Here is a 21,549-nt window from a genome sequence, read left to right as displayed (position 1 = left end):
GTTGGGAACTTTCTCCGGTTCCGCGAAATCCGATGGGATTCAGAGGATTAGGCCCGCCGCATGGCGCGCATGTCCTGTCCCGGTCCGATCAATGACCGTTTCGTCATGGGTGATACTGGCGCAAGCCGGGGTCAGGTCAAGGTGCCGTGAGCTGCGGGAACCGGTGCCGGAGGGCGAAATTCGTCCGAACGACGACGCGCTAACCGCGCCCCTCAGAGAATTCATGCGCCGCAAGGCCCAGCTCACGCGCGGTGCTAAGCGCCAGCACCCCGCTATTGAGCCCCAGTGGGCGCTGATAGGCCCGAATGGCGGCGCGGGTCGGCTGATCCAACACGCCGTTAATGGGTCCCGCATAAGCCCGGCGCGCGGAAAGCGCCCGCTGCAAGGAGGACACGAATTCCGGCGTCAGCGCAGCCACACAAGGTGTCTCGAACCAGATCTCGCGCCGCTCCTCGACAATGCGTTGGCGGGTCTCGGTCTGATAGACCGGTTGCTGCTGCACCTGCCCGTCAGGCCCCGTGACACCTGGGGCGACAACGATCTGTTCGGTCACCGTCTCGATCACAGCCGGGGTGCGGTCCCGCCCCCAGCAACTGCCTTCGCGCGCGCCGGGCGGGCCGTTTTCATGGGTCAAAATGGTATCAGGCTCCGCCACGCGGGTCACTTCGGGCGGGCTTGCCACGCATCCCGCCAGCCACAGGGTCAACAGCAGCGCAGAACCGACGGGACCGGGCGCAACGCGGCTGCGGGGCGGGATAGGGGCAAGAAATGTCACGGCAATCTGCTCTCGGCTTCCCGGATCGGCCGGTGGGGCGTCCGGGTTCGGGTCAGAGTAGCGCAGCAGCCCCCGCGCGGGAAGGGGGCGCAGGCCGCGAGGGGACGATGCTTGACCGAAATCGCCGCGCCGTTAAGGTTGTTTTTACGTTTAGGTGCAAATTTCAGAATATTCGCGTTGCGGCCTCATTCGAACACCGGCTGCAACTCCACCTTGGCGCCGGCGATCACGACCTTGCCGGCATTTTCGAAGTTCACCGTGATCCGCCCGCCGATATTCGACTGGACCTGTCCCAGCCCCCAATCGGGCTGCGCGGGGTGACGCACCAGCATGCCGGGCGTCAGAATAGCGTTGAGATCGGACATGGCGCGGCTCCTTGGGTGCGCGGATAGACGTAGCGCGTGCGCCAGACGCTCGCAACCGACCGTGGCCGGGCAGGGCTGCGGCGCGGGATGGCACACTAGATGCGTCGACGGATTGCGGCCTTGGGGAAGGCCGCCACATGCGGCCTGCAGGCAGAGCAGGCCCATAACAGCAAGGAGGGACAGTTATGACCGTGGAGGACACAGTTGCACCGCATCGCAGCCTGTCGGACGCCGTGCCGCCCGCGCCCGGCGGGGACCGGATGGGGCAGGCGCCGTTATCGCCGGGTGCGCTCGCCCAGCTTGTCGGGTCGCGCATTTGTCACGATCTGATCAGCCCGGTCGGCGCCATCGGCAACGGGCTTGAACTGCTTGCCATGGCGGGCGGGCGCACGATGCCCGGTGGCTCGGCGGAATTGGAACTTATCAGCGACTCGGTGGTGCAGGCGAATGCGCGTATCCGGTTTTTCCGTGTAGCGTTCGGGCTCGCGGGCCACGAACAGCGGCTAGGCCGGTCCGAACTTCGCGGTATTCTGGCAGACCTTTATGCAGGCGGGCGCGTGCGCGTCGATTGGCAGGTGGAGGAGGATCGCCCCCGCGCAACCGTGCAGATCGCGTTCCTGCTGGTGCTCTGCCTTGAAAGCGCGCTGGCGCGGGGCGGTCAGATCACAATCCGCGCCGCCGGAGACGCGGGATGGCTGCTGCGCGCAGAGGGTCCGGTTCTGCGCATTGACAGCGCCCTGTGGCGGATGCTCGCCCCAGATGGCGCCCCGGCGACGATGGACCTGCGCGCGGGCGACGTGCATTTCGCGCTGGCCCGCGACCGGATGCGCGACCTCGGCCTCGACCTTCACGCGACCAAAGACACGGAGGGCATGACACTGACGTTCTGACACGGCGCATATGCCATCCATCGGACCGCGCGCGGCGCGGGAGGCGAGTTTGTTTGCCCGTATGCCAGAACCCATGAGGTCAGCGTGAATGCGCTTTCCTCATCTAACGCGACGCGCAACTCTGAGCCGTAAGCCGTAAGCCGTAAGCCGTAAGCCGTAAGCCGTAAGCCGTAAGCCGTAAGCCGTAAGCCGTAAGCCGTAAGCCGTAAGCCGTAAGCCGTAAGCCGTAAGCCGTAAGCCGTAAGCCGTAAGCCGTAAGCCGTAAGCCGTAAGCCGTAAGCCGTGAGCCGTGAGCTTTATGTTTGAAGGTGTAGAGCGCCAAGCGCAGCGCGCGTCGTTCGGCGAAAGCCGTGCGTTCGAATGAGGGGTCGCTGAAGGGAAGGTTTACCGTTGCCGGCAAACGGGCTCAGGTAGAGCCACAGGGGCACGCCCCGCAAATTCTGTCCGGACCAAGGAGCAGGGCACGAAATGCGTGTCACGCATGTGCGCTCCGACCCGGCGCGCTGGTTCGGCATGGATCGAGGAGGACACGCGCGACCTCCCCTGCGCCTGTCACGACAGCCGATTGCCCCGCAGGCCGCCCCTACGCCCGCTCTCAGAATATGCGCGAACCGCCCGACATTTCTGACGGGCGGTCCGGCAGGGTCAGCGGCGGACGGTGCCGTCGCCGGTCACCAGATATTTGAAACTGGTCAATTCCCGCGCGCCGACGGGGCCGCGGGCGTGCATCTTGCCCGTGGCGATCCCGATCTCCGCGCCCATGCCGAATTCGCCGCCATCGGCAAATTGGGTGGAGGCGTTGCGCATCAGGATCGCGCTGTCGAGACGGGTAAAGAACCGGTCGGCCACGGCGTCATCCTCGGTCAGCACCGCTTCGGTATGGCCAGAGCCATAGCGGCGGATATGAGCGATCGCATCGTCCACATCATCGACCAGCTTCGCCGCGATGACCTTATCGAGATATTCGGTGCCCCAATCGGCCTCCGTCGCCTCGACCGAGCCGGCAAGCCCGTCACCCGCGCGCACCTCGACACCCTCGACCATCAGATCGGTGAGGATTTGCTGCCCCAGACCCTGCGCCAGATCGCGGTGGATCAGCAGGCATTCGGCGGCGCCGCAAATCCCGGTGCGGCGGGTTTTCGCGTTGATCACGACGGCGCGGGCCTTAACGGGATCGGCGTTCTTGTCGATATAGATGTGGCAGATGCCTTCGAGATGGGCAAAGACCGGCACGCGGGCTTCGCGCTGCACCAGTCCGACGAGCCCCTTGCCGCCGCGCGGCACGATGACGTCGATCGTATCGGTCATGGCCAGCATGACCGATACGGCTTCGCGCGCGCGGGTCGGCACGATCTGAATGGCGGCCTCCGGCAGACCGGCATGGCGCAACCCGTCCAGCAAGCCTTCGTGGATCACCCGCGCGCTGTGGAAGCTTTCCGAGCCGCCGCGCAGGATCACCGCATTGCCGGATTTGAGCGCGAGCGCCCCGGCATCGGCGGTCACGTTGGGGCGGCTTTCATAGATCACGCCGATGACGCCCAGCGGTGTGCGCACCTTGCGGATATGAAGGCCGGTGGGGCGATCCCATTCCTCGATCGTTTCGCCGATGGGGTCGCTTTGCCGGGCGACGGCGCGGATGCTGTCGCACATCGCCTCGATCCGGTCCTCGGTCAGGCGGAGCCGGTCCATCATCGCCGAAGACAGGCCTTTCGCTGCGCCGAAGTCCAGATCCGCCTCATTCGCGGTCAGCAGCGCGTCGCGCCGGTCCCAGATCACCTGCGCGGCATGTTCCAGCGCATCGGTTTTGGCCTGCGAGGAGGCAAAAGCCAGCTCGGACGCGGCCATGCGCGCGGCGGCGCCGATCTCGGCCATGAGGCCCGCGATGTTCTCATCCATGTCCTTCATGGCGCTGCTCTCCGTTTTCTGGCCGCACCCCCGTGCGGCGCGGGATCGGTACGCGATAGGGGCGGTCGGCTCAACTCGGTTTTTCGACGGACGGGATTGTGCCGCAGGATAGCCCGCGCGGGCGCGCAGGCCAAATCACGTTTCGCACCGGGGGTTTGCCGCGACGTTTCCGCGCCGCCGCCCGACCCGTGCTCTTGCCTGTTGCCGCCCCTGCGGCAAGGATGCCCACAATCAGCCGCACGAAGGGGGGCGTTGCCGGATGGATGCTATAGCGATGGATGCGAGCGCGCTGGGCCAGTTTCTCGACACGGACTTCGCACAGGTGCGCGAGGATTTCGAGGTCGAGCAGATCACCGCCGACGGGCTTATCCTGCGGTTGCGGGTCAAGGCGCGCCACCTGCGCCCGGGCGGCACCGTTTCCGGGCCCTCCATGTTTGCGCTGGCGGATGTGGCGATCTATCTGGCGATCCTGTCGCGCATCGGGCCGCGCGCGCTGAGCGTGACGACAAGTTGCGCGATGGATTTTATGCGCAAACCCGCCGCCGGTGTCGATCTGCTGGCCGAGACGCGGCTGCTGAAACTGGGGCGGCTGCTGGCGGTGGGGGACGCGCTTATCCGCTCCGAAGGGAGCGATGCGCCCGTCGCCCGCGCCAGCATGACCTACGCCATCCCGCCGGAGCGGTAATCAGCGGTCGCCCGGCAGACTGGCGGCATTGCCGCGCCAGACCTCGGCTTGCGGCGCGTCTGGTTGCGGCGTGGAGGCTCCACCGGCAAGCGCCGACACGGCCAGCATGAGCGCGAAGATAAGCGCGCCGATCACCTTGGCCGGATCAATCGGCTCGGCATTGTGCGTCGGGTGAAGCGGGGAATTGGTGGTAACTGTGGTCATGACAAAGGCCTCTGACGCAAAATGATGTCTGCCTCCGATATGGGGCAGGGCATGTCATTTCGGAAACGAATGATTGTTGTCGGTGGCATCACGATGCGTGATGCGAAAAGGAGGCCGGACCCGATGGACCCGGCCTCAAGCGTCCCGGCGCGGGGGAACTAGCTGCGCCAGAACGGGCGGCGGGCCTCCGTATAAGCCGCGTCGCCGCTCATCCCGATATCGTCCAGCAGGTGCTTTGGCAGTCCGGCGAGCGTTTTGCGGGTGCGGCGTCGCTCGGACCACAGGGTCATGGTCTCCGCAACCTTCACCAGCACGGCCGCGGTCAGCGGCAGAGCGGATCGCTGGGCGAGCCGGGCCGAAACACCGAGAGCGTCAGGACGAAGCGAGGGGGAGATCATGATCTTATTCCTTGAATTGTGTTGATACAATGTAGCCTCACTGCTACAATGAATTGATACACGCGGTTTTGACGCAAGGTCCATTGAAAGATTGTGATGGATACAATTTGGTCTGGTGATGCTCTTTCTGGCGAAGGGCCTAAATATCAGCAACTCGGCGAAGCGATCCGGGCGAAAGTGCACGACGGATCGTTACAATCCGGCGCACGTCTGCCTGCGGTGCGGGACATGGCATGGCAGCTGGGCGTGACGCCGGGCACCGTCGCGCGCGCCTATCGCGGGCTGATCGACGCGGGCATTTTGGAGGCGGGCGTTGGCCGCGGCACCTTTGTCGCGGGCCGGGCGCAGCCCCGCCGGGTGCTGCCGGACGAGCCGTTGATCAACGCGCCCGTTCCCGATGATGTCGATTTTCGCGGATGCCGGGTGGCCGATGTGGGGCAGGGCGCGCTGATCGCCGAGGCGCTGGGGCGGCTGGCGGGGGCTGGCGCGGGGTATATCGACTACCCCACCAGCGACACCGACGCCGCGACCCGCGCCGCTGTTGCCCAATGGGTCGGCGATGCGCTGGAGGCCCCGATTGGCGCGGATGATATTGTTCTCGGCCTTGGCGCGCAGAACAGTATCATCATGGCGTTGCAAACCGTGCTGAACGGCCCTCGGCCCGTAATCCTGACCGAAGAACTGACCTATCCCGGTGTGCGCCATGCGGCCCGGCTGCTGCGGGCGGAGTTGGTGGGAGTGGAGATGGACGCCCACGGCCTGCGACCTGACCGGCTGGAAGAGGCCGCGCGGCGCCACGGGGCGCAGGTGCTGCTCACCTCCGCCGAGTTGCACAGCCCGACGACGATCCACACCCCGCCGGAGCGCAAGGCCGAGTTGGCGCGGATCGCGCGCACATGGCAGTTGCAAGTGATCGAGGATGATTGCCACCGCATCGGCACCTCGCGGGCGCCGACCTATCGCGATCTGTGCCCGGAGCGGGGCTGGTATGTGTCGTCGCTGTCGAAATCATTTTCGTCGTCACTGCGCTTTGGCTACACCGTGTGCCCCGTCGGCATGTCGGAGCAGGCGCGGCAGGTGGCGCAGTCCAGCTTTTACGGCTTGGCGCAGCCGATCGTGGATGTGGCGGGCGACCTGCTGCGATCCGGCGCGGCGGCAGACGTGCGAAACAAGGTGCTGCGCATCAACCGCGCGCAGGTGCGCAAAGCCTTGAATGTGCTGGGCCAATGGGAAGTCGCATGGCACGAAGACGCGCCGTTCATCTGGCTGCCCCTGCCGACGGGGTGGCGCGGCTCGACCTTTGCTTCGGCCTGCGCCGCGCGGCTGATCCGCATCAAGCCCGCCGACGAATTCGCCCTGCCGGACGGGGCCGCGCCCCACGCGGTGCGGCTGGCGCTTAACAGCATGAACGGACCGGCGCGATTCCAAGCGGCGCTGGAACAGATGGCTGATCTGCTGGCCCGGCGGCCAATGGGGGTCGATATCTGAGCCGAAAAGTGGGGTAACCAGTTACCTTATTTTTACACCATTGATTTTACTGCTAAAATCACGCCAAGTGGCGCTTGACTGCGTCGCTGTCATCGTTAGAACACCGCAATCCGAATTCCTCCCCGGCTGGCCGGGGAATCCACCGACTGACCTCAAGGGGCTTCACTCATGAAAACCTTCACCGCGACCCCGGCGGATATCGAGAAGAAGTGGATCCTGATCGACGCCGAAGGTGTCGTTCTGGGCCGTCTCGCCTCGATCATCGCCATGCGCCTGCGCGGCAAGCACAAGGCGACGTTCACCCCGCACATGGATATGGGCGACAACGTGATCGTCATCAATGCGGACAAGATCCAGCTGACCGGTAAGAAGCGGACCGACAAGGTCTACTACCGCCACACCGGCCACCCCGGTGGGATCAAATCCCGCACGGCACAGCAGATCCTCGAAGGCGCGCATCCCGAGCGCGTGGTCGAGAAAGCCGTTCAGCGCATGCTGCCCGGCAACCGTCTGAGCCGTCAGCTGATGACCAACCTGCGGATCTACGCCGGCACCGAGCATCCGCATGAGGCCCAGAGCCCCGAAGTTCTGGACGTCAAATCCCTGAACGCCAAAAACACCCGGAGCGCGTGAGCATGGCCGAAGAAATCAAATCGCTCGACGAGCTGAACACCGCCGTGACCGGCACCGATGCTGCCGTTCTCGACGCCGGCGAGCCGCGCGAACCCGTTCGCGACTCGCTCGGCCGGTCCTACGCCACCGGCAAACGGAAAGACGCGGTTGCCCGTGTCTGGATCAAGCCGGGCTCCGGCAAGGTCACCGTCAACGGCAAGGAACTGAACGCCTATTTCGCGCGTCCCGTGCTGCAGATGATCCTGCGTCAGCCCTTCACCGTCGCCGGTGTCGAAGGTGAATTCGACGTGACCGCGACCGTCAAAGGCGGCGGTCTGTCCGGTCAGGCCGGTGCTGTGAAGCATGGCGTGTCCAAAGCGCTGCAGCTTTACGATCCCAGCCTGCGCGGCGCGCTGAAGGCCGCCGGCTTCCTGACCCGCGACAGCCGCGTGGTGGAACGTAAGAAGTTCGGCCGCCGCAAGGCTCGCCGGAGCTTCCAGTTCTCCAAGCGTTAAGTCGCGAGAACATTCGTTACGGAAAGGCCGCTCATTGGAGCGGCCTTTTTCGTTATGGCGTCGCGATACATGTCGGCCCTGCGGAGGTTCAGGTGCCGCAGCCCATGGGCTACGGCGCGACCTGCACCTTGAAAATCACACTGCCCTCATCGCCCGGCGCGTGGAACCCTGTGCAATCCCATTGCAGCGGACCGGCATAGCCTGCGGAATTGATCGTGGGCGTGGCGAGGCTACAGCTAAGCGCGGGCGAGACGATGACCGGCGTCGCGATTGGCTCCGCCAATTCGGTATAGGGCGGGGTCCGGTCATAGATGACGATATCGGTCGCATTCGCCCGGCTGGGATTGATGAGCGTGATGCGATAGGCCAGCACATCCCCCGGTGCCGCGCTGTTGGACTGCCCTTCGGCGGTGTTGCGCGTCTCATTGCGGACGGTTTTCAGCATGACCAACTGGCCGCCGCGATCCCCGATGATGATCCGGTCTCGGTTCGACAGCTCATCCGTCACGGTGGTGCCGGAAAACGCGGTCGTTGCCACAAGCTGGTAGCTCAGCGCGCTGTTCTGCGGCACGCCCCCACCAGACGAAACCCTTGATATTGCGCAGATTTCCTCACCCTCGGTCACCGTGACCGGATCGTTGAGCGGGGCGTCCGGCACGGTGTCGCAATCGGTGTCGTGGAAGATCGCGATCGAAAACGCGCCGGGGGACGGCTCCGTCACATCCGTGATGGTAAACGTCACGCTGCCGCTGCTGCTGGCGCGGTAGAGATGCGGCAGCAGCACGACCTGACCGGGCCCCATATTGGTGCCGCGATCCTCAGATAGGGTGGGCCGGGCAATGATCCCCATATCCAGCCCCGTGTGATCGGTGCCCGGTGCCGGGGTAAAGCTGTAGCTGCCGTCATGGGGATCGGCATTGACGACAGCCGGGGCGGCGCCGGGGCTTTCGGAAATGGCGCGCCAACCGTCCGCGGCAAGCAGTGCGACCGTCACCTCGCCCGAATATGCGGCGTCGAGGGCGTAGCTCCAGCGTCCATCGGGGTCGAGCGGTGGCCGTGCGATCAGGGTGCCGACATCGTCGCGAAGTTCGATCTGCGCGGCGTCGCTTCCGGCTTCGGCACCCGTCGCGCTGCCATCATGGGCCGTGCCGCCGCCTGCGCCGTTGTCGTGGATGACCTGACCCGACAACACGCGAGTGCCGGTTTCCAAGGTCAGCGTGACGCTTGCCTCGTCATCATCGGCCACGCCGTCTCCGTAATCGTCGACCAGCGGGCCAGCGGACGGATCGCTGTCAAGGTCGGGCAGGGAGCTTTCCGTGACCTCGGCCACATTGGTGAAGTTCCCGCTGTCGCGCATGCGCACCCGGATCGTGATGGTTTCAGTCGCCCCCGAAAGGATCTCATCGACGAACCACAGGCCGCTGTCAGGGTCATAAAAATCGCCCGTCGCTGGTGCGGTATCGCTGATGTAGTCAAATCCGTCGGGGATGCGTTCGATGACCCGCACACCGGAGGGGGAGCCGGGGCCCGCATTGTTGATCTCGACCACCCAGTCGATCAGATCACCTGCTGCGGCGGTCGTAATCTCGGTCGCGGTGCCCGCCCGGAAGGCGCGTTTCGTGATCGACAGATCGCTGTTTTGCGGATCAAAGCCGAAATCCCGGTCAATCACCACCGTGGCGCTGTCGGTGGTCACGCCCACCAGCGGGTTCGACGTGCCGATTTGCGCGCCCGCGGGCAGATCGGGGTCGGTCACGTCGACCTCCACCCGGTAGGTCACGCCCGAGGGCAGACCGTCGAAGCGATATGTGCCATCCGGGGCCGTATCGACCGAGGCAATGACACTGCCATCGTCATCGGGATTGTTGGGGGTTCCATTGTCGGAATAAAGGTCGACACGGATGCCGCCGCCGAGGTTCGTCTCTGCTCCGTCCTTGATATCCGAGGCATCGAGGTCAAAGAAAATGTTCCCGCCGAAGCCTGACAAGGCCACCGGTGCCGGGCCGCGGCAGGATGCGCCATCGTTAAATCCGCCTTCGGTCCCCGCCGCACGGGCGAGCAATTGACGCGCGCCGGTGGTGGTGTTGATCAAGAACAGCTCCCGCGCGTCGTTGTCATAGGCATAAAACCGGCCGTCCTCGTCAAAAAACACGGCGGCAAAGGTGCCCAGATGGATCGGATCGCCGAATTCAATCACCGCGACCGGTCCCGCGACGCCGCCATTGGTGGACACGCGGAACGCGCGTCCGGTGTCGGGATTGATCCCATAGATGAAACCATCGAGCGGATGGGCTGCAAAATCCTCGATAGGCAATTGCTGGCTGAGCGTCAGTTCGCCCAGATCGACGGGGTTGATGGGGTCGGTCAGGTCGAGCAGTTGCCAGGTGGTGTTGTCGACCTGATAGATCATCGTGCCATTCGCCAGAATATCGCCCGCAAAGCCCCCATTGCCCGCGCTGCCCGGGAAATTGGGCAGTTCGACGAAGTTACCGCCCCCATCGACGCGCCATAGCTCGGATTTGCCCTCACGCACGCCGTATATATAGCCGTCGAGCGCGTTGTAGCCCCATCCGGCCTCCACCCGCCGGGGCGCGGTGCCGAGCGAATCGAAGGTCAGCGCGTAGATACCGCCGCCATCGCTGAACCGCATACGCTTAAGCTGAGAATTGTCGTCGGCGATTTGGTATAGGCCGTTGTCACAGGTCACGGGCGGATCGTCATTGGAAATGGTGGTCAGGTAATCTTCGACCTCGCCATCGACCGCTACCGGCACAACGCCTTCGGTGGTGGACCACCTGAAACGGGCAAAGGTTGGGGAAAGCGTGGCTGCGCTTGGCACCGCAACGTCGAATTTAATGACGCCGTTGAGGGTGCCGTCCTTATCGCCCGCGCTGCCATCCTGCAGGTTGCTTGCAATCTGCTCGCCCGCATCAAAGCTGCCGTTGCCGTCAAAATCGATCCATGCCTGCAGGTAGGCGATGGCCCCGGTGACAGAGGCGGCGGCGTCGGAGACCTCGTTCACCACGACCGTGATTTCCGCCGTTCCGCCCGCGTATAGCTGCGGCATGGTCACCCCGTCTTCGTCGTCATTGCCGTCCAGATCGTCGCCACTGGCGTCAAGGCTGGTTTGGGGCGCTGCTTCGGGATCGGGAGGGATCGCGCCTAGATAGGTGCCCGCCACCGCGACGTCGGCGATGATATGCAGCGGGTCACCGTAGCTTGCAGGTGCATCGCCGCGATCGACCAAAGGCGCGGCGGCGATGTTGATGGGGTAATCCTCGACCTCGCCATCAGGCGCCGGGGTTGCGATGCCGATCGTGGGGGTTGTCGACCAGCGGAAGCGGGCAAATGTCTGATCCAGCACAGCATCTCCGGGCACCGTAACCTCAAACTGGATCAGCCCGTCACCGGCAACCTCGTCCGCGCCGAGCCCGTCATCACGCAGATCCAGCGCAATCGCCTCGGCGGTGGCGGGCTCGAACACGTTATTGCCATTGAAATCGATCCAGCCGGAAAGCTGCCCGTCACTCCCGGTAACCGTCGCCTCCAACGTCGCCAAGAAGCCCTGCACGAGCGGCGGGATTTCGATGCCGTCATCGTCATCCGAGCTTGCATCGCCGGAATTTCCGGGGCCGGCATCGCCGCTCACGACGGGGCCCAATTGCAGCGTGCCGTTGGGATTGCGGGCATGGAGCGCGTCCCCGTAGATCTGGGGCGCATCGGTAAAGTCCGCGCAGCCTTGGATATCAGTCAGTTGCAGAGAGCCTGCGAAATTGGCGTTGTTAAACTGGCGGGTTGTGTGCTGGATCACGATCCGGTCCACGGGGCTGCCAAACCCGACCAGAACGGCGGAGTTTTCCGCCAATGTCGTATTGGAAAATGTCGTGTCGCGTTCGGCAAGCACGGAGCCATCGGCATTGGCGTTGCGCAGCATTGCAGCAGATAGCGGACCATCCGCGACCGAAGGCTGCACGCGCAGACCGGCATTTTCCCCATACACCGTGACGGACTCGTCCAGATCGAGGCTGGTGATATAAAATTGCACCGCGCTGATCGTCGTGTCGAAGGTGATATCAAGCGTGGCGTATTGCTGGGTGAACACCGGCGTGCCGCCATAGGTCGACGCATAAATCGCGCCGGTTGTGCCGATTTGCGCGGGGCGCAGCGGGACGCTGTTATCCGTCGCCAGAATATCGGTGGAGATGCCATAGCGGCTAAAACTGTTGACCACGCCGAACAGCGTCGGCGCGTCGGTGTCCCAGTCCACGGCGTTGAAGCGGCTGCCATCACAGACCGGCATCGTGGCGACCGGCGTGCCCGAGACATTGGTGGTGACGCTGTCAGTGTCGGCGCCGCCCTGATCGCTGCTGTTGCTGGCGCTGGCGGTGAGCGTGCCGCCGGTGGTCGCCGTCACATAGGCGTCGAATTCAATTGACCCGCTGCCAAGCCCGTTCAGCGTCGGCAGTGATTGCAGCGCGAATGTGCCAGAAACCGGATCGGTGGCCGGGCGGATATCCGCGCCGCTCACCACCCGGAAATTCCCGGTGCCGGACACCTGCGTCGGCAGGGTGACATTGGTGGCGACCGTGGTCATCCCGCTGAGCGAGGTGTTCACATAGCTGACACGGTAGGTCACCGTCGCGCCCTGAGGAATATCGCCGCCGCCATAAGGCGCGCCATTTACCGCGCTGATCGCGATGTCGATATGGAGATCGTCGGGCCCGGCGGGCGAGATCGAGGACGTGCCCGCAACCCAGTAACGCCACGGGTTGTCATTGCCTGCGGCGGCGCCCTCGGCGGAATCGCCGCCATGGCCCTCGGCGTTGAAATACCCCAGTTGCGAAAGATCGGTGATCCGCACCTCCATCACCGCATAGAAGGTTTCACCCTCCGCGATACCGCCGAAAGCATAGCGCACGGCATTGGTGTCGCTGGGCAGGGCGATGGCGGTGCTGTCGTTGAGGGTGAAGCCCTCGGTCGTCTCGGTGCAGACCTCGACAGTGTTCACACCGGGATCGAGCGCCTCGGGGAAGACGGAACCCGCGCCTGTCGCAGGCCCATCGGGCCCGGCGAGCAGCGGATCGTCGGCCCGGCAGGAGCCATCGTAGCTGATGCGGTTCCACGGGCCGGTGGTGCCGTAGCGGTCCCAGTCGGAGCCGGACTCCGGCCCGGCCACGGGGCTGCCTGCGCGGAATGGGGTCGCGCCACGCCCGCCTGTCAGCGATGTTTCCTCGCTCACGCTAAAGCCGTTGGGGTCAATCGTGCCGCCAGAGCCGAACGCGTTGACCTGCACCGCATCCCATTTGTTATGCACGCGGGCGGTGCCGGAGCCGCCGACAGAGCCCCAAGGCGTGCCATTGGTCGGATTGACGAAATAGCCGTTTTCCAGCGTCGCGATGGGCGAGCCATCGGCATAAAGCGCGGTGTCGGAGCGGGTCGAGTAGAAAATCCCCGTATCGCCATAGATATAGGCGAGCCCTGCGTTGCAATTGGCGATGGAATAGCCAGCGGCCTCGCATTGCGTCGTGTCGGACGGCACCCAGCCATTGGCAGAGATATCAAAGACCTGCTGCCCCTTCGGCCCCCATCCTTTGGAAATACCGCTGCCGGTCGAGGCGCGGGCCGGGCGCGCGGGGACGGGGGTGCCGGACGCATCGGTGATATAGGTGCTGACGACCTCCGTCCCGGTGGGGACATACAGTGTCGCATAGCCGCCGGGTCCATCTACCGTGCCACTGGCGATGACCGGGAAGTCGGCGATGACCGAGACGGTATCGCCCACCGACAGCGGCGGCAGACCTGCGGCGATGTTGTCCTGAATTTGCTGGCGCGAGGCATCGGTCAGCGAAATCCCCCCGCCGCCCAGCCACGCCCCATGCGCCAAAACGCCGACGGCGAACATGACCCAGAATAGCAGGCCAAGCACGGGACGCAGCGCACGGTGCGTAAGGGTCTGGATGGTCTGGCGGCGCGGCATTGCGGGTCTCCTGACAGATCGCGCAACGGTCGCCGAACAGCCTGAGGCCATAGCGGAACACCACACGAAACAAGGGTTATAACCGGGATGCTCCGGTATATGCCCTATGCTTTACATCTCAGGGTTTAACACAATGCTTACGCTGATGAGCGAAAGTGCAGCTTGCGGCGCAAAGGTATAGCGCGCTATGCCAAGGGGGATTACCTGCGCCAACAGGCGTGGAATCCGGGCTCTGCGCCCGGGTTCAGAGGGGCTCTGTCGCGGCGATGAGCCACGCCTGCACGTCCTCGTCCAAAGTGCTGGCAAGGCGCGTGCGAATGTCGGCGTGATAGGCATCAAGCCACGCGCGCGCGTCCGCGCCCAAGGCCTCCGCATCGATCAGGCGGCGGTCAATGGGCACCCAAGTGAGGGTGCGGAATTCGAGCATCCGCCGCGCGGCATCTCCGCCTGCAAGGGGCGGCGCCTCGGCGACATGGATGAGGTTTTCGCTCCGGATGCCCCATGCGCCCTCGCGGTAGTAGCCCGGCTCATTGGACAGGATCATGCCCGGCTCCAGCGCCACATCCGAGGTCCGGCTAAGTCGTTGGGGCCCCTCATGCACCGAAAGATAGGCCCCGACGCCATGCCCGGTGCCGTGGTCGTAATCCAGCCCGGCGGCCCAAAGCGGCGCGCGCGCCACGGCATCGAGATGCTGCCCCGCGAGCCCCTTGGGAAACCGCAGCCGCGACATGTCGATCATGCCGCGCAGGACACTGGTGAAACAGGCGCGTTGATCCACCGTAACCGGGCCGGTGGCGACGGTGCGGGTGATGTCGGTGGTGCCGTCGGCATATTGCCCGCCGCTGTCGATCAGCAGCAGATCGCCGGGCGTGATGGCGCGGTCGGTGTCATGGGTCACGCGGTAATGGACGATGGCCCCATGCGGACCCGCGCCACAGATCGTGTCGAAACTGATCTCGCGCAGGGTCGGATCTTCGGCGCGGAATGCCTCCAAAGCCTGAACCGCGCCGATCTCAGTCAGCGTGCCCTGCGGCACGGCGGCGTCGAGCCATGCGAGAAACCGGATCATCGCGCGGGCGTCGCGCAAATGCGCCGCTTCCATCCCGGCGATCTCGGCGGGGTTTTTGCGCGCTTTCGGCAGGATGCAGGGATCTTGGCCGGGCACGACCTGCGCGGCGGTCAGCAGATCGCGGACACGCACCGGCGCTGTCCCGCGATCCAGCAAAACAGGGCCCGTCAGCGCGGTGAGCGCGGGCTCGAACGCGGCTGGATCGTGCAGATCTGCTAGCGGGTGCAGGGCGGCACGGACGCTTGCGTCCAACTTGGCCGGGTCCATGAACAGGGCCGCCGTGCCATCTGCATGCAGAATAGCAAACCCATGTGGCACCGGATTGCGGGCAATGTCGCTGCCCCGGATGTTGAACAGCCACGCGATGCTGTCGGGCAGGGTGATGACGGCGTGATCGTGGCCCCCGTCCCGCAGACGGGCCGCAAGGCGGTCGATCTTGCTGCGCGCGCTTTCGCCTGCCAACTCTTCGGGATGCAGACGCACGGCACCCGCAGGGGGCGCAGGCTGATCGGGCCAGATCGCATCAACCGGATTGGCCACGGCAGAGAGGGTGATGCCGCTGCCCTCCAGCGCGTTTGTCAGCGTGTCGATCTGTTCGATCGCGTGCAGCCACGGATCGAACCCGACAGTGCCGCCCGAGGGCAGTTCCGCGCGCAGCCAATCGGCCAAGCTCGTCTCCGGCCATGGCACGGGGGTAAAGGCGTCCAGATCCACCTGATCCTTCACCGCCACCCGGTAACGCCCGTCAATAAAAACCCCCGCGATATGGGGCAGCACCGCGCAGAAGCCAGCAGAGCCGGTGAACCCGGTCAACCATGCCAGCCGCTCGTCCCGCGGGGCGACATACTCGCCCTGATGCGCATCGGCGCGGGGCACGAGAAAGCCGTCCAGCCCGGCCTGCGCCAGCGCCGCGCGCAGGGCGGCAAGGCGGGGCGGGCCGTCAGCGGGACGGGTTGGGCTGTCGAAGCTTTGAAACATGACGCGTCCTTCGCGGCAGCGGGCAGCAGATCGGTGGGTCAGGAGGCGCGGCGCATGCCGGCCATGCCGCGAATGCGCGCCCGTGCGCGGGGATCGCTGTCGAACAGGGCGGCCAATTGTTCGGTCATCGCGCCTGCCAATTGCTCCACATCCGTGATCGTCACGGCGCGGTCGTAATACCGGGTCACGTCATGGCCGATCCCGATGGCGAGCAACTCAACCGCGCGCCGACGTTCGATCATGGCGATCACGTCGCGCAGGTGTTTTTCCAAGAAATTCGCGGGGTTGACCGACAGGCTGGAGTCATCGACCGGCGCGCCATCCGAAATCACCATGAGGATCTTGCGCGCCTCGGACCGGCCCAGCATACGGCGATGCGCCCATTCCAGCGCTTCGCCGTCGATGTTTTCCTTCAGCAGACCTTCCTTCATCATCAGCCCCAGATTGGGCCGCACCCGACGCCACGGCGCGTCGGCGGATTTGTAGATGATGTGGCGCAGGTCGTTGAGGCGACCGGGCTGCTGCGGGCGGCCCTCGGCCAGCCATTTCTCGCGGCTTTGCCCGCCCTTCCACGCGCGGGTGGTAAAGCCGAGGATCTCGACCTTGACGTTGCACCGCTCCAGCGTCCGCGCCAGCACATCGGCACAGATCGCGGCGATCGAGATCGGGCGCCCGCGCATCGAGCCGGAATTGTCCAAAAGCAGCGTCACCACGGTGTCGCGGAATTCGGTGTCCTTCTCGACCTTGAAGCTGAGCGGCGTGGTCGGGTTGGCCACAACGCGCGCCAGTCGCCCGGCATCCAGAATGCCTTCCTCCAGATCGAACTCCCAACTGCGGTTCTGCTGGGCCTGCAGGCGGCGCTGCAGCTTATTGGCCAAACGCGACACCGCGCCTTTCAACGGTTCAAGCTGCTGGTCGAGATAGGCGCGCAGGCGCTCCAACTCGGCCGGGTCGGCCAGATCCTGAGCGGCGATTTCCTCGTCAAATTCGGATAGATACACCTTATAATTCGGGTCCGCGTCGCTGACGGATTGGGGCTGCGGCGGCTCCAGCGGGGCCTCGCCCTCGGGCATCTCCACCTCTTCGCCCAGTTCGGCATCGGCCATGTCATCCATCGAGACCTGCGCCTCGGACTGGTCGTCGGTGCTCTCTTGATCCTGTTCGGGCGCGGCATCGACATCGTCTTCGCTGTCTTGCTCTTCGGTGCCGTCGCCTTGCTTATCCTCGTTCTCGACCTCTTCGGCCTGCTCCGAGGCATCTTCGTCCGGCTCCATATCGGGGTCGTCGCCCAACTGATCGCCATAGCCCAGATCGTTGATGACCTGCCGCGCCAGCCGGGCAAAGCTGCGCTGATCGCCAAGCGCCTCCTGCAATCCGGTGAGCGTATCGGCGGCGGAGCCTTCGAGGTGGTCGCGCCAGAGGTCCAGCACATTCTGCGCGCCGGGCGGCAGGTCGCGCCCGGTGGCCAATTGCCGGATCATGTAGCCTGCGGCAACCGAAAGCGGGGCCTCGGTGGCCTTGGTGATCTGACCGTAGCCCTTGCGCTCGGCCTCGTGATTGATCTTGGCGTCGATATTGCCTGCGCTGCCGGGCATGTGGCGCGCGCCCATCGCCTCGCATCGCGCGGTTTCCATCGCTTCGTAGAGATCTCGCGCCATCTGCCCCGGCGGAGTGTAGCGCGCGGCCACGGCCTCGTCATGATAGCGACGCCGCATGGCAAACGCATCGGCGGTGCCACGGGCCAGCAGAACCTCGTCACGCGTCATGCGGCGGGTCACTTGCGGCAGGCGCATCGAATCCTTGGCCATGCCCGGCGGGTCGACGGAATAGGTCACGCCCAGTTCGGGGTCGTCGGCCATGGTCTTGGTCGCCTCGGCGAGCGCTTTCTTGAACGGATCGGCGGGATTGTCGTTCTGGGGCATGGGGCCTTCGGGGTTCGAGCTGCGGGGGGCGATACTGCCGTCAGGCAGGAACCTAGGACGGTTCGGCGCGGATGGAAATGGGGCGCGGGGCGCTCATGGCTCGGTCGTGGCCGCATCAAAGGCGGCTCGGGCTGTCTCGATCCGGTGGCGATTGGCCAGCGTCCATTGCGCCAGCGCCTCGACCGGGCAGAGCAGATCGCGGCCAAGCGGCGTGAGCGCGTAATCGACGCGCGGTGGCCGGTCCGGCGTGACTGTCCGGGTGACAAAGCCATCGCGTTCCAGATGGCGCAGCGTCTGGGTCAGCATTTTCTGGCTAATCGTGCCGACCTCACGCTTCAGCGCTGAAAACCGCATCGGTCCGGCGCCCAGACGGGAGATCACCTGAATCGACCATTTGTCGCCAATCCGCGCCAGCATCGCCGAAATATCGCGGCAGTTGGACGGCGTGTGGGGCAGGGCGGCAGTGTGGCCTTCGCCGGGTTTGTCGGGCTGCGGCGCGGGGGACTGTGCGGAACCGCGCAAGTCCTTGTGCGGGGCTGAGGCTTTCATTTTGCAAGATCCTCCACCATCTGTATTGCATCCCGACGTCGTCGGTATGGATCTGAAACTACCGGAATGTTGGAGACCTTACATGTCCAATCCTAAAATCGCCATCGTCATCGGCTCGACCCGCAAAGCGCGGTTCGCCGACAAGCCCGCCCAGTGGATGCTGGAGCAGGTCGAAGCGCATGGCGGCTTTGACGCCGAAATCGTCGATCTGGCCGATTTCGACCTGCCGTTCTTCGATGAGGTCGGCTCCGCCCTATACGTCCCGTCCGAGGATCCCGCTGCGCAGAAATGGCAGGCGAAGATCGACGAATTCGACGGCTACATCTTTGTCGTGGCCGAATATAACCATTCGATCACGGGCGCGCTGAAAAACGCTCTCGATCAGGCTTATCCGCAATGGGTGCGCAAGCCCGCTGCAGCCATCGGCTATGGCGGTGTCGGCGCCGCGCGGGCAATCGAGCACCTGCGCACCATCGCGGTAGAGCTTCAGATGGTGCCGCTGCGCAATGCGGTCCATATCGGCGCCGGCGCTTTCATCGAGGTGCATCCGATGGGCAAAAACGGTCCGATGTCTGAGATTGAAGCCGTCATCAAACCGGCCTCCGATCAGATGCTGTCCGAACTGGATTGGTGGGCGCGGGTCACGCGCGCCGGTCGCGCGGGCGAAATTTCCTAAGAAATTGACACGATGTTGGAGGGCGGCGGCAGATTCTGCCGCCGCTTTTCATTTGGCCCGTCAGGGCGCAGGGTGGGGCCACGCCCCCGTGGCAATTGGATTGGCCGTTGGAGAAGTGCAATGATCTGGTTGATGCGCGCGCGCCGTTGGCTTCAAAACCCGCCATCGATGAGCCGGGTTGTGCTGGTCGTGGCCGTGATCGCGATCTGCTTGGCGCTGTTCGCGGTGGAGCGTTGGATCGGCCTGCCGGACTGGATGAGCGCCGATCCGCGAGGTGGACGGGTGCCGCGGCTCTAGGCGGTTGGCGTCATTCGCCCGCAGGCGCTCCGTCGTCCCGTGACCATGTGATGGGGCTGGACGTCGCTTGGCAGATCTCGCGCAGCGCTGATTTCAGGCCTTCTTCCACCGTGGGGTGGTAGAACGGCAGATCGAGCATCCGGCTTGCGGTCATGCCTTCTGAGATCGCCCATGCCAGCAGATGTGCCAGATGCTCGCCTTCGGGCGCGGCAAGCGACGCGCCGCGAATACGCCCGTCCTGCCGATCTGCATAGAGGCGCACAAGCCCGGCCGCACGGGCCTCGGTCTTGGCGCGACCCTGATCGCTGTAATCGGCGCTGCCGGTGACCGTATCGGCCCGGCCCGGGGGAATGACCTCGCCCACCGTCGCCGCGCTGGGGCGGGTGAAGGTGATGGCCATTGGCACCATCCGGGCGGCTTGCGCCAGATCGGGCCAGCTTGCTGCATTGGCCCCCGCAATGGCACCCTCCGATCCGGCCTCATGCAGCAGGGGGCGCGCTGCATTGGCATCGCCCGCCATAAAGATCGGCGCATCCCCGCATTGCATCGTCCGCGGATCGAAAAGGGGCGTGCCGTGGTCATCGAGCGCCAGTCCCGCAGCTTCCAGATTGAGGGCTGTCAGGTTTGGCGGACGCCCGGTCGCGACCAGAACCCGGTCAAATTGCGCGCGCTCTGATTTGCCCCAGGTGAGTTCGATCTGGTCGCCCACCCGGCGCGGCGTGGGCGTGGTGTCGAGATGCAGGGCGAACTCATCGCGCAATGCATCGGCAAGCGCGGTGGAGACCGCCGGGTCCGTGAGCCCGGCGACAGTGCTGCCGCTGTCAAACAACGCCACCTCCACCCCCAGCCGGGCAAAGGCCTGCGCCAATTCCACCCCAATCGGCCCGGCCCCGATCACGGCAAGCCGGGTCGGCAGATCCGGCAGGTCAAACACGGTTTCATTTGTCAGACATAGATCGGCCAGAGGCTTATAAGCGTCGGGCAGCATCGGGTCGGAGCCGGTGGCAATGATGATACGCTCGGCCTCCAGCCGCCGCCCGTCATCTAGCTCTAGCTGCGTGGGGCCGGTGAAGCGCGCGCGGCTTTTCAGGCGCAACCTTTCGGACAGGTCCAGCAGCGTCTCCTGCGTGCCCGAGGCGAAGCGGTCGCGCATGTCCCGAACCCGCTTCATCACCGCGACACCATCGATCCGCGGCGCGGCATGCACACCAAAAACAGCCGCATGACGGACGGCATGGGCGGCCTCCGCCGCCGCGATCAGCAGCTTAGACGGCATGCAGCCGGTCGTCGCGCATGTGGTGCCACGAAATTCGGGATCGATGATGCGCAGGCTCAGACCCGTATCTTTGAGCTTGCGCAGGGCGGCCATGCCGGCGGTGCCCGCCCCGATAATGGCGACATCACATGACAGCGGCTGAGGGTCGGGATGGGGCATCGGGTCTCCGGGGGTTGGGCCGGGAAGGATAGGCACCCGGCGCAGACCAACCTGCGGGCCTGTGCACCGGTTCCGTGGGGGGCGTGGAACAAACGTGCGGGGGCGCGGCTCTCTGCGGTCCCGTTACCCGCGGCGCCATGTTGGCTCCGCGACGTCAGGTTCCCGGCAGAAGCGTATATTTTTAAATCGAAAACCTTGGAACGTCAGCTGCGGCGGCCCGTTGTCCCACCAGCAAGAAGTTTGAAAGGACACGATGATGAAACGCTTTGCCACCCTGACCAGCGCAGTTGCCCTTGGCCTCACCGCGACCGCCGCGATGGCCGAACAGCATGAGCCCGTAAATGCCGAAACGACGATGGAAACCGAGGCGCAGACCGACGCGACCGTGGGCACCATTGACGAGAATGCCGAAACCGACGCCACTGCAAATGCCGCTGCCACCAGCGGCGAATGGGATCGCGCACAGCTGATCCGCACCCGCGACATCACCGACGGTCCGGTTTACGCGGTCGACGTGGATGATGCCGACTGGGCCGACATGTCCTATTCCGAGGTTGATGCCGAATGGGAGCAGGTGGGCGAGATCGAAGACATCGTGCTCGACCGCTCCGGCCAGATGGTTGGCGTCGTGGCCGAAGTTGGTGGCTTCCTCGATATCGGTGACAAGCATGTCATCATTCCCGTCGAGAACGTGCGCCTCGTGCCCGTCGATGACGTCGAATTCGCGCTGGTGACCAACCACACCGAAGACGAACTGGAATCGATGGAAGATGTCGACGAAGGTTTCTGGGACTGATCCCAGCCTAGTA

18 protein-coding genes are annotated in these 21,549 nt (G+C 64.9%); 8 read left to right on the top strand and 10 right to left on the bottom strand.

Annotated elements, in window-relative coordinates; all coding sequences use genetic code 11:
• Positions 1 to 199: 199 nt before the first annotated feature.
• Entirely contained in the window at positions 200 to 775 is a 576-nt protein-coding gene (locus tag CBW24_RS09325) for a peptidoglycan-binding domain-containing protein (RefSeq protein ID WP_232529657.1), read from the bottom strand.
• 185 nt (positions 776 to 960) lie between these two features.
• A complete protein-coding gene (locus CBW24_RS09320) occupies positions 961 to 1,140 on the bottom strand; it encodes a DUF3553 domain-containing protein (RefSeq protein ID WP_088661883.1) in 180 nt (59 codons plus the stop codon).
• A gap of 185 nt (positions 1,141 to 1,325) precedes the next feature.
• On the opposite strand from CBW24_RS09320, the gene CBW24_RS09315 reads away from it, so the two are divergent.
• Complete coding sequence (locus tag CBW24_RS09315) at positions 1,326 to 2,030, top strand: histidine phosphotransferase family protein (protein ID WP_232529655.1); 705 nt, start codon at positions 1,326 to 1,328, stop codon at positions 2,028 to 2,030.
• Between the two features lie 645 nt (positions 2,031 to 2,675).
• Here the strand turns inward: CBW24_RS09315 and CBW24_RS09310 are convergent.
• Positions 2,676 to 3,935 (bottom strand): glutamate-5-semialdehyde dehydrogenase, encoded by a 1,260-nt coding sequence (locus tag CBW24_RS09310; protein ID WP_097373425.1) that lies wholly within the window; start codon positions 3,933 to 3,935, stop codon positions 2,676 to 2,678.
• A 274-nt stretch (positions 3,936 to 4,209) separates the two neighbouring features.
• On the opposite strand from CBW24_RS09310, the gene CBW24_RS09305 reads away from it, so the two are divergent.
• Positions 4,210 to 4,620 carry a PaaI family thioesterase gene (locus CBW24_RS09305; protein ID WP_232529653.1) on the top strand — a complete coding sequence of 137 codons (411 nt, stop codon included), beginning with the start codon at positions 4,210 to 4,212 and terminating at the stop codon, positions 4,618 to 4,620.
• On the opposite strand, the gene CBW24_RS09300 is transcribed toward CBW24_RS09305, so the two are convergent.
• The gene (locus CBW24_RS09300) at positions 4,621 to 4,824 is read right to left on the bottom strand and encodes a hypothetical protein (protein ID WP_097373423.1); all 204 of its coding nucleotides are present in this window, start codon (positions 4,822 to 4,824) and stop codon (positions 4,621 to 4,623) included.
• 158 nt (positions 4,825 to 4,982) lie between these two features.
• Positions 4,983 to 5,222, bottom strand: coding sequence for a DUF1127 domain-containing protein (locus tag CBW24_RS09295; protein WP_088663708.1), 240 nt, complete (start codon positions 5,220 to 5,222; stop codon positions 4,983 to 4,985).
• Positions 5,223 to 5,318: 96 nt separating this feature from the next.
• Between CBW24_RS09295 and CBW24_RS09290 the strand changes: the two genes are divergently transcribed.
• The 3 genes from CBW24_RS09290 (at position 5,319) to rpsI (ending at position 7,837) form a co-directional block, all read left to right on the top strand.
• Positions 5,319 to 6,710, top strand: coding sequence for an aminotransferase-like domain-containing protein (locus CBW24_RS09290; protein WP_088663709.1), 1,392 nt, complete (start codon positions 5,319 to 5,321; stop codon positions 6,708 to 6,710).
• Positions 6,711 to 6,878: 168 nt separating this feature from the next.
• The gene (rplM, locus tag CBW24_RS09285; RefSeq protein ID WP_088663710.1) at positions 6,879 to 7,343 is read left to right on the top strand and encodes a 50S ribosomal protein L13; all 465 of its coding nucleotides are present in this window, start codon (positions 6,879 to 6,881) and stop codon (positions 7,341 to 7,343) included.
• Positions 7,344 to 7,345: 2 nt separating this feature from the next.
• Entirely contained in the window at positions 7,346 to 7,837 is a 492-nt protein-coding gene (gene rpsI / locus CBW24_RS09280) for a 30S ribosomal protein S9 (protein ID WP_088663711.1), read from the top strand.
• 109 nt (positions 7,838 to 7,946) lie between these two features.
• Here rpsI and CBW24_RS09275 read toward each other — a convergent pair whose 3' ends face one another.
• The 4 genes from CBW24_RS09275 to CBW24_RS09260 all read right to left on the bottom strand — a co-directional run bounded on the left by CBW24_RS09275 (position 7,947) and on the right by CBW24_RS09260 (position 18,332).
• Entirely contained in the window at positions 7,947 to 13,814 is a 5,868-nt protein-coding gene (locus tag CBW24_RS09275; RefSeq protein WP_198405163.1) for a DUF11 domain-containing protein, read from the bottom strand.
• Between the two features lie 244 nt (positions 13,815 to 14,058).
• Positions 14,059 to 15,861 carry an aminopeptidase P family protein gene (locus CBW24_RS09270; RefSeq protein WP_097373421.1) on the bottom strand — a complete coding sequence of 601 codons (1,803 nt, stop codon included), beginning with the start codon at positions 15,859 to 15,861 and terminating at the stop codon, positions 14,059 to 14,061.
• 38 nt (positions 15,862 to 15,899) lie between these two features.
• Positions 15,900 to 17,783: a cobaltochelatase subunit CobT gene (gene cobT, locus CBW24_RS09265; protein ID WP_088663714.1), complete on the bottom strand. Its 1,884-nt coding sequence runs from the start codon at positions 17,781 to 17,783 to the stop codon at positions 15,900 to 15,902.
• A gap of 93 nt (positions 17,784 to 17,876) precedes the next feature.
• Entirely contained in the window at positions 17,877 to 18,332 is a 456-nt protein-coding gene (locus CBW24_RS09260; RefSeq protein WP_097373420.1) for a winged helix-turn-helix transcriptional regulator, read from the bottom strand.
• A gap of 82 nt (positions 18,333 to 18,414) precedes the next feature.
• Here CBW24_RS09260 and CBW24_RS09255 point away from each other — a divergent pair, with 82 nt between their 5' ends.
• Together CBW24_RS09255 and CBW24_RS18520 are read left to right on the top strand one after the other, a co-directional pair.
• Positions 18,415 to 19,008 carry an NADPH-dependent FMN reductase gene (locus tag CBW24_RS09255; protein WP_097373419.1) on the top strand — a complete coding sequence of 198 codons (594 nt, stop codon included), beginning with the start codon at positions 18,415 to 18,417 and terminating at the stop codon, positions 19,006 to 19,008.
• Between the two features lie 120 nt (positions 19,009 to 19,128).
• Positions 19,129 to 19,305 (top strand): hypothetical protein, encoded by a 177-nt coding sequence (locus CBW24_RS18520; RefSeq protein WP_198405162.1) that lies wholly within the window; start codon positions 19,129 to 19,131, stop codon positions 19,303 to 19,305.
• Positions 19,306 to 19,315: 10 nt separating this feature from the next.
• Here the strand turns inward: CBW24_RS18520 and CBW24_RS09250 are convergent, their stop codons facing one another.
• A complete protein-coding gene (locus CBW24_RS09250; protein WP_097373418.1) occupies positions 19,316 to 20,740 on the bottom strand; it encodes a dihydrolipoyl dehydrogenase in 1,425 nt (474 codons plus the stop codon).
• A 253-nt stretch (positions 20,741 to 20,993) separates the two neighbouring features.
• Here CBW24_RS09250 and CBW24_RS09245 point away from each other — a divergent pair, with 253 nt between their 5' ends.
• Positions 20,994 to 21,536: a PRC-barrel domain-containing protein gene (locus CBW24_RS09245; RefSeq protein WP_232529651.1), complete on the top strand. Its 543-nt coding sequence runs from the start codon at positions 20,994 to 20,996 to the stop codon at positions 21,534 to 21,536.
• Positions 21,537 to 21,549: the final 13 nt, after the last annotated feature.

It is taken from the genome of Pacificitalea manganoxidans (assembly GCF_002504165.1).
Classification (GTDB): Bacteria; Pseudomonadota; Alphaproteobacteria; order Rhodobacterales; family Rhodobacteraceae; genus Pacificitalea; species Pacificitalea manganoxidans.
The sequence above is the reverse complement of the archived record's forward strand: the minus strand, read 5'-3'. Positions and strand labels throughout refer to the sequence as shown.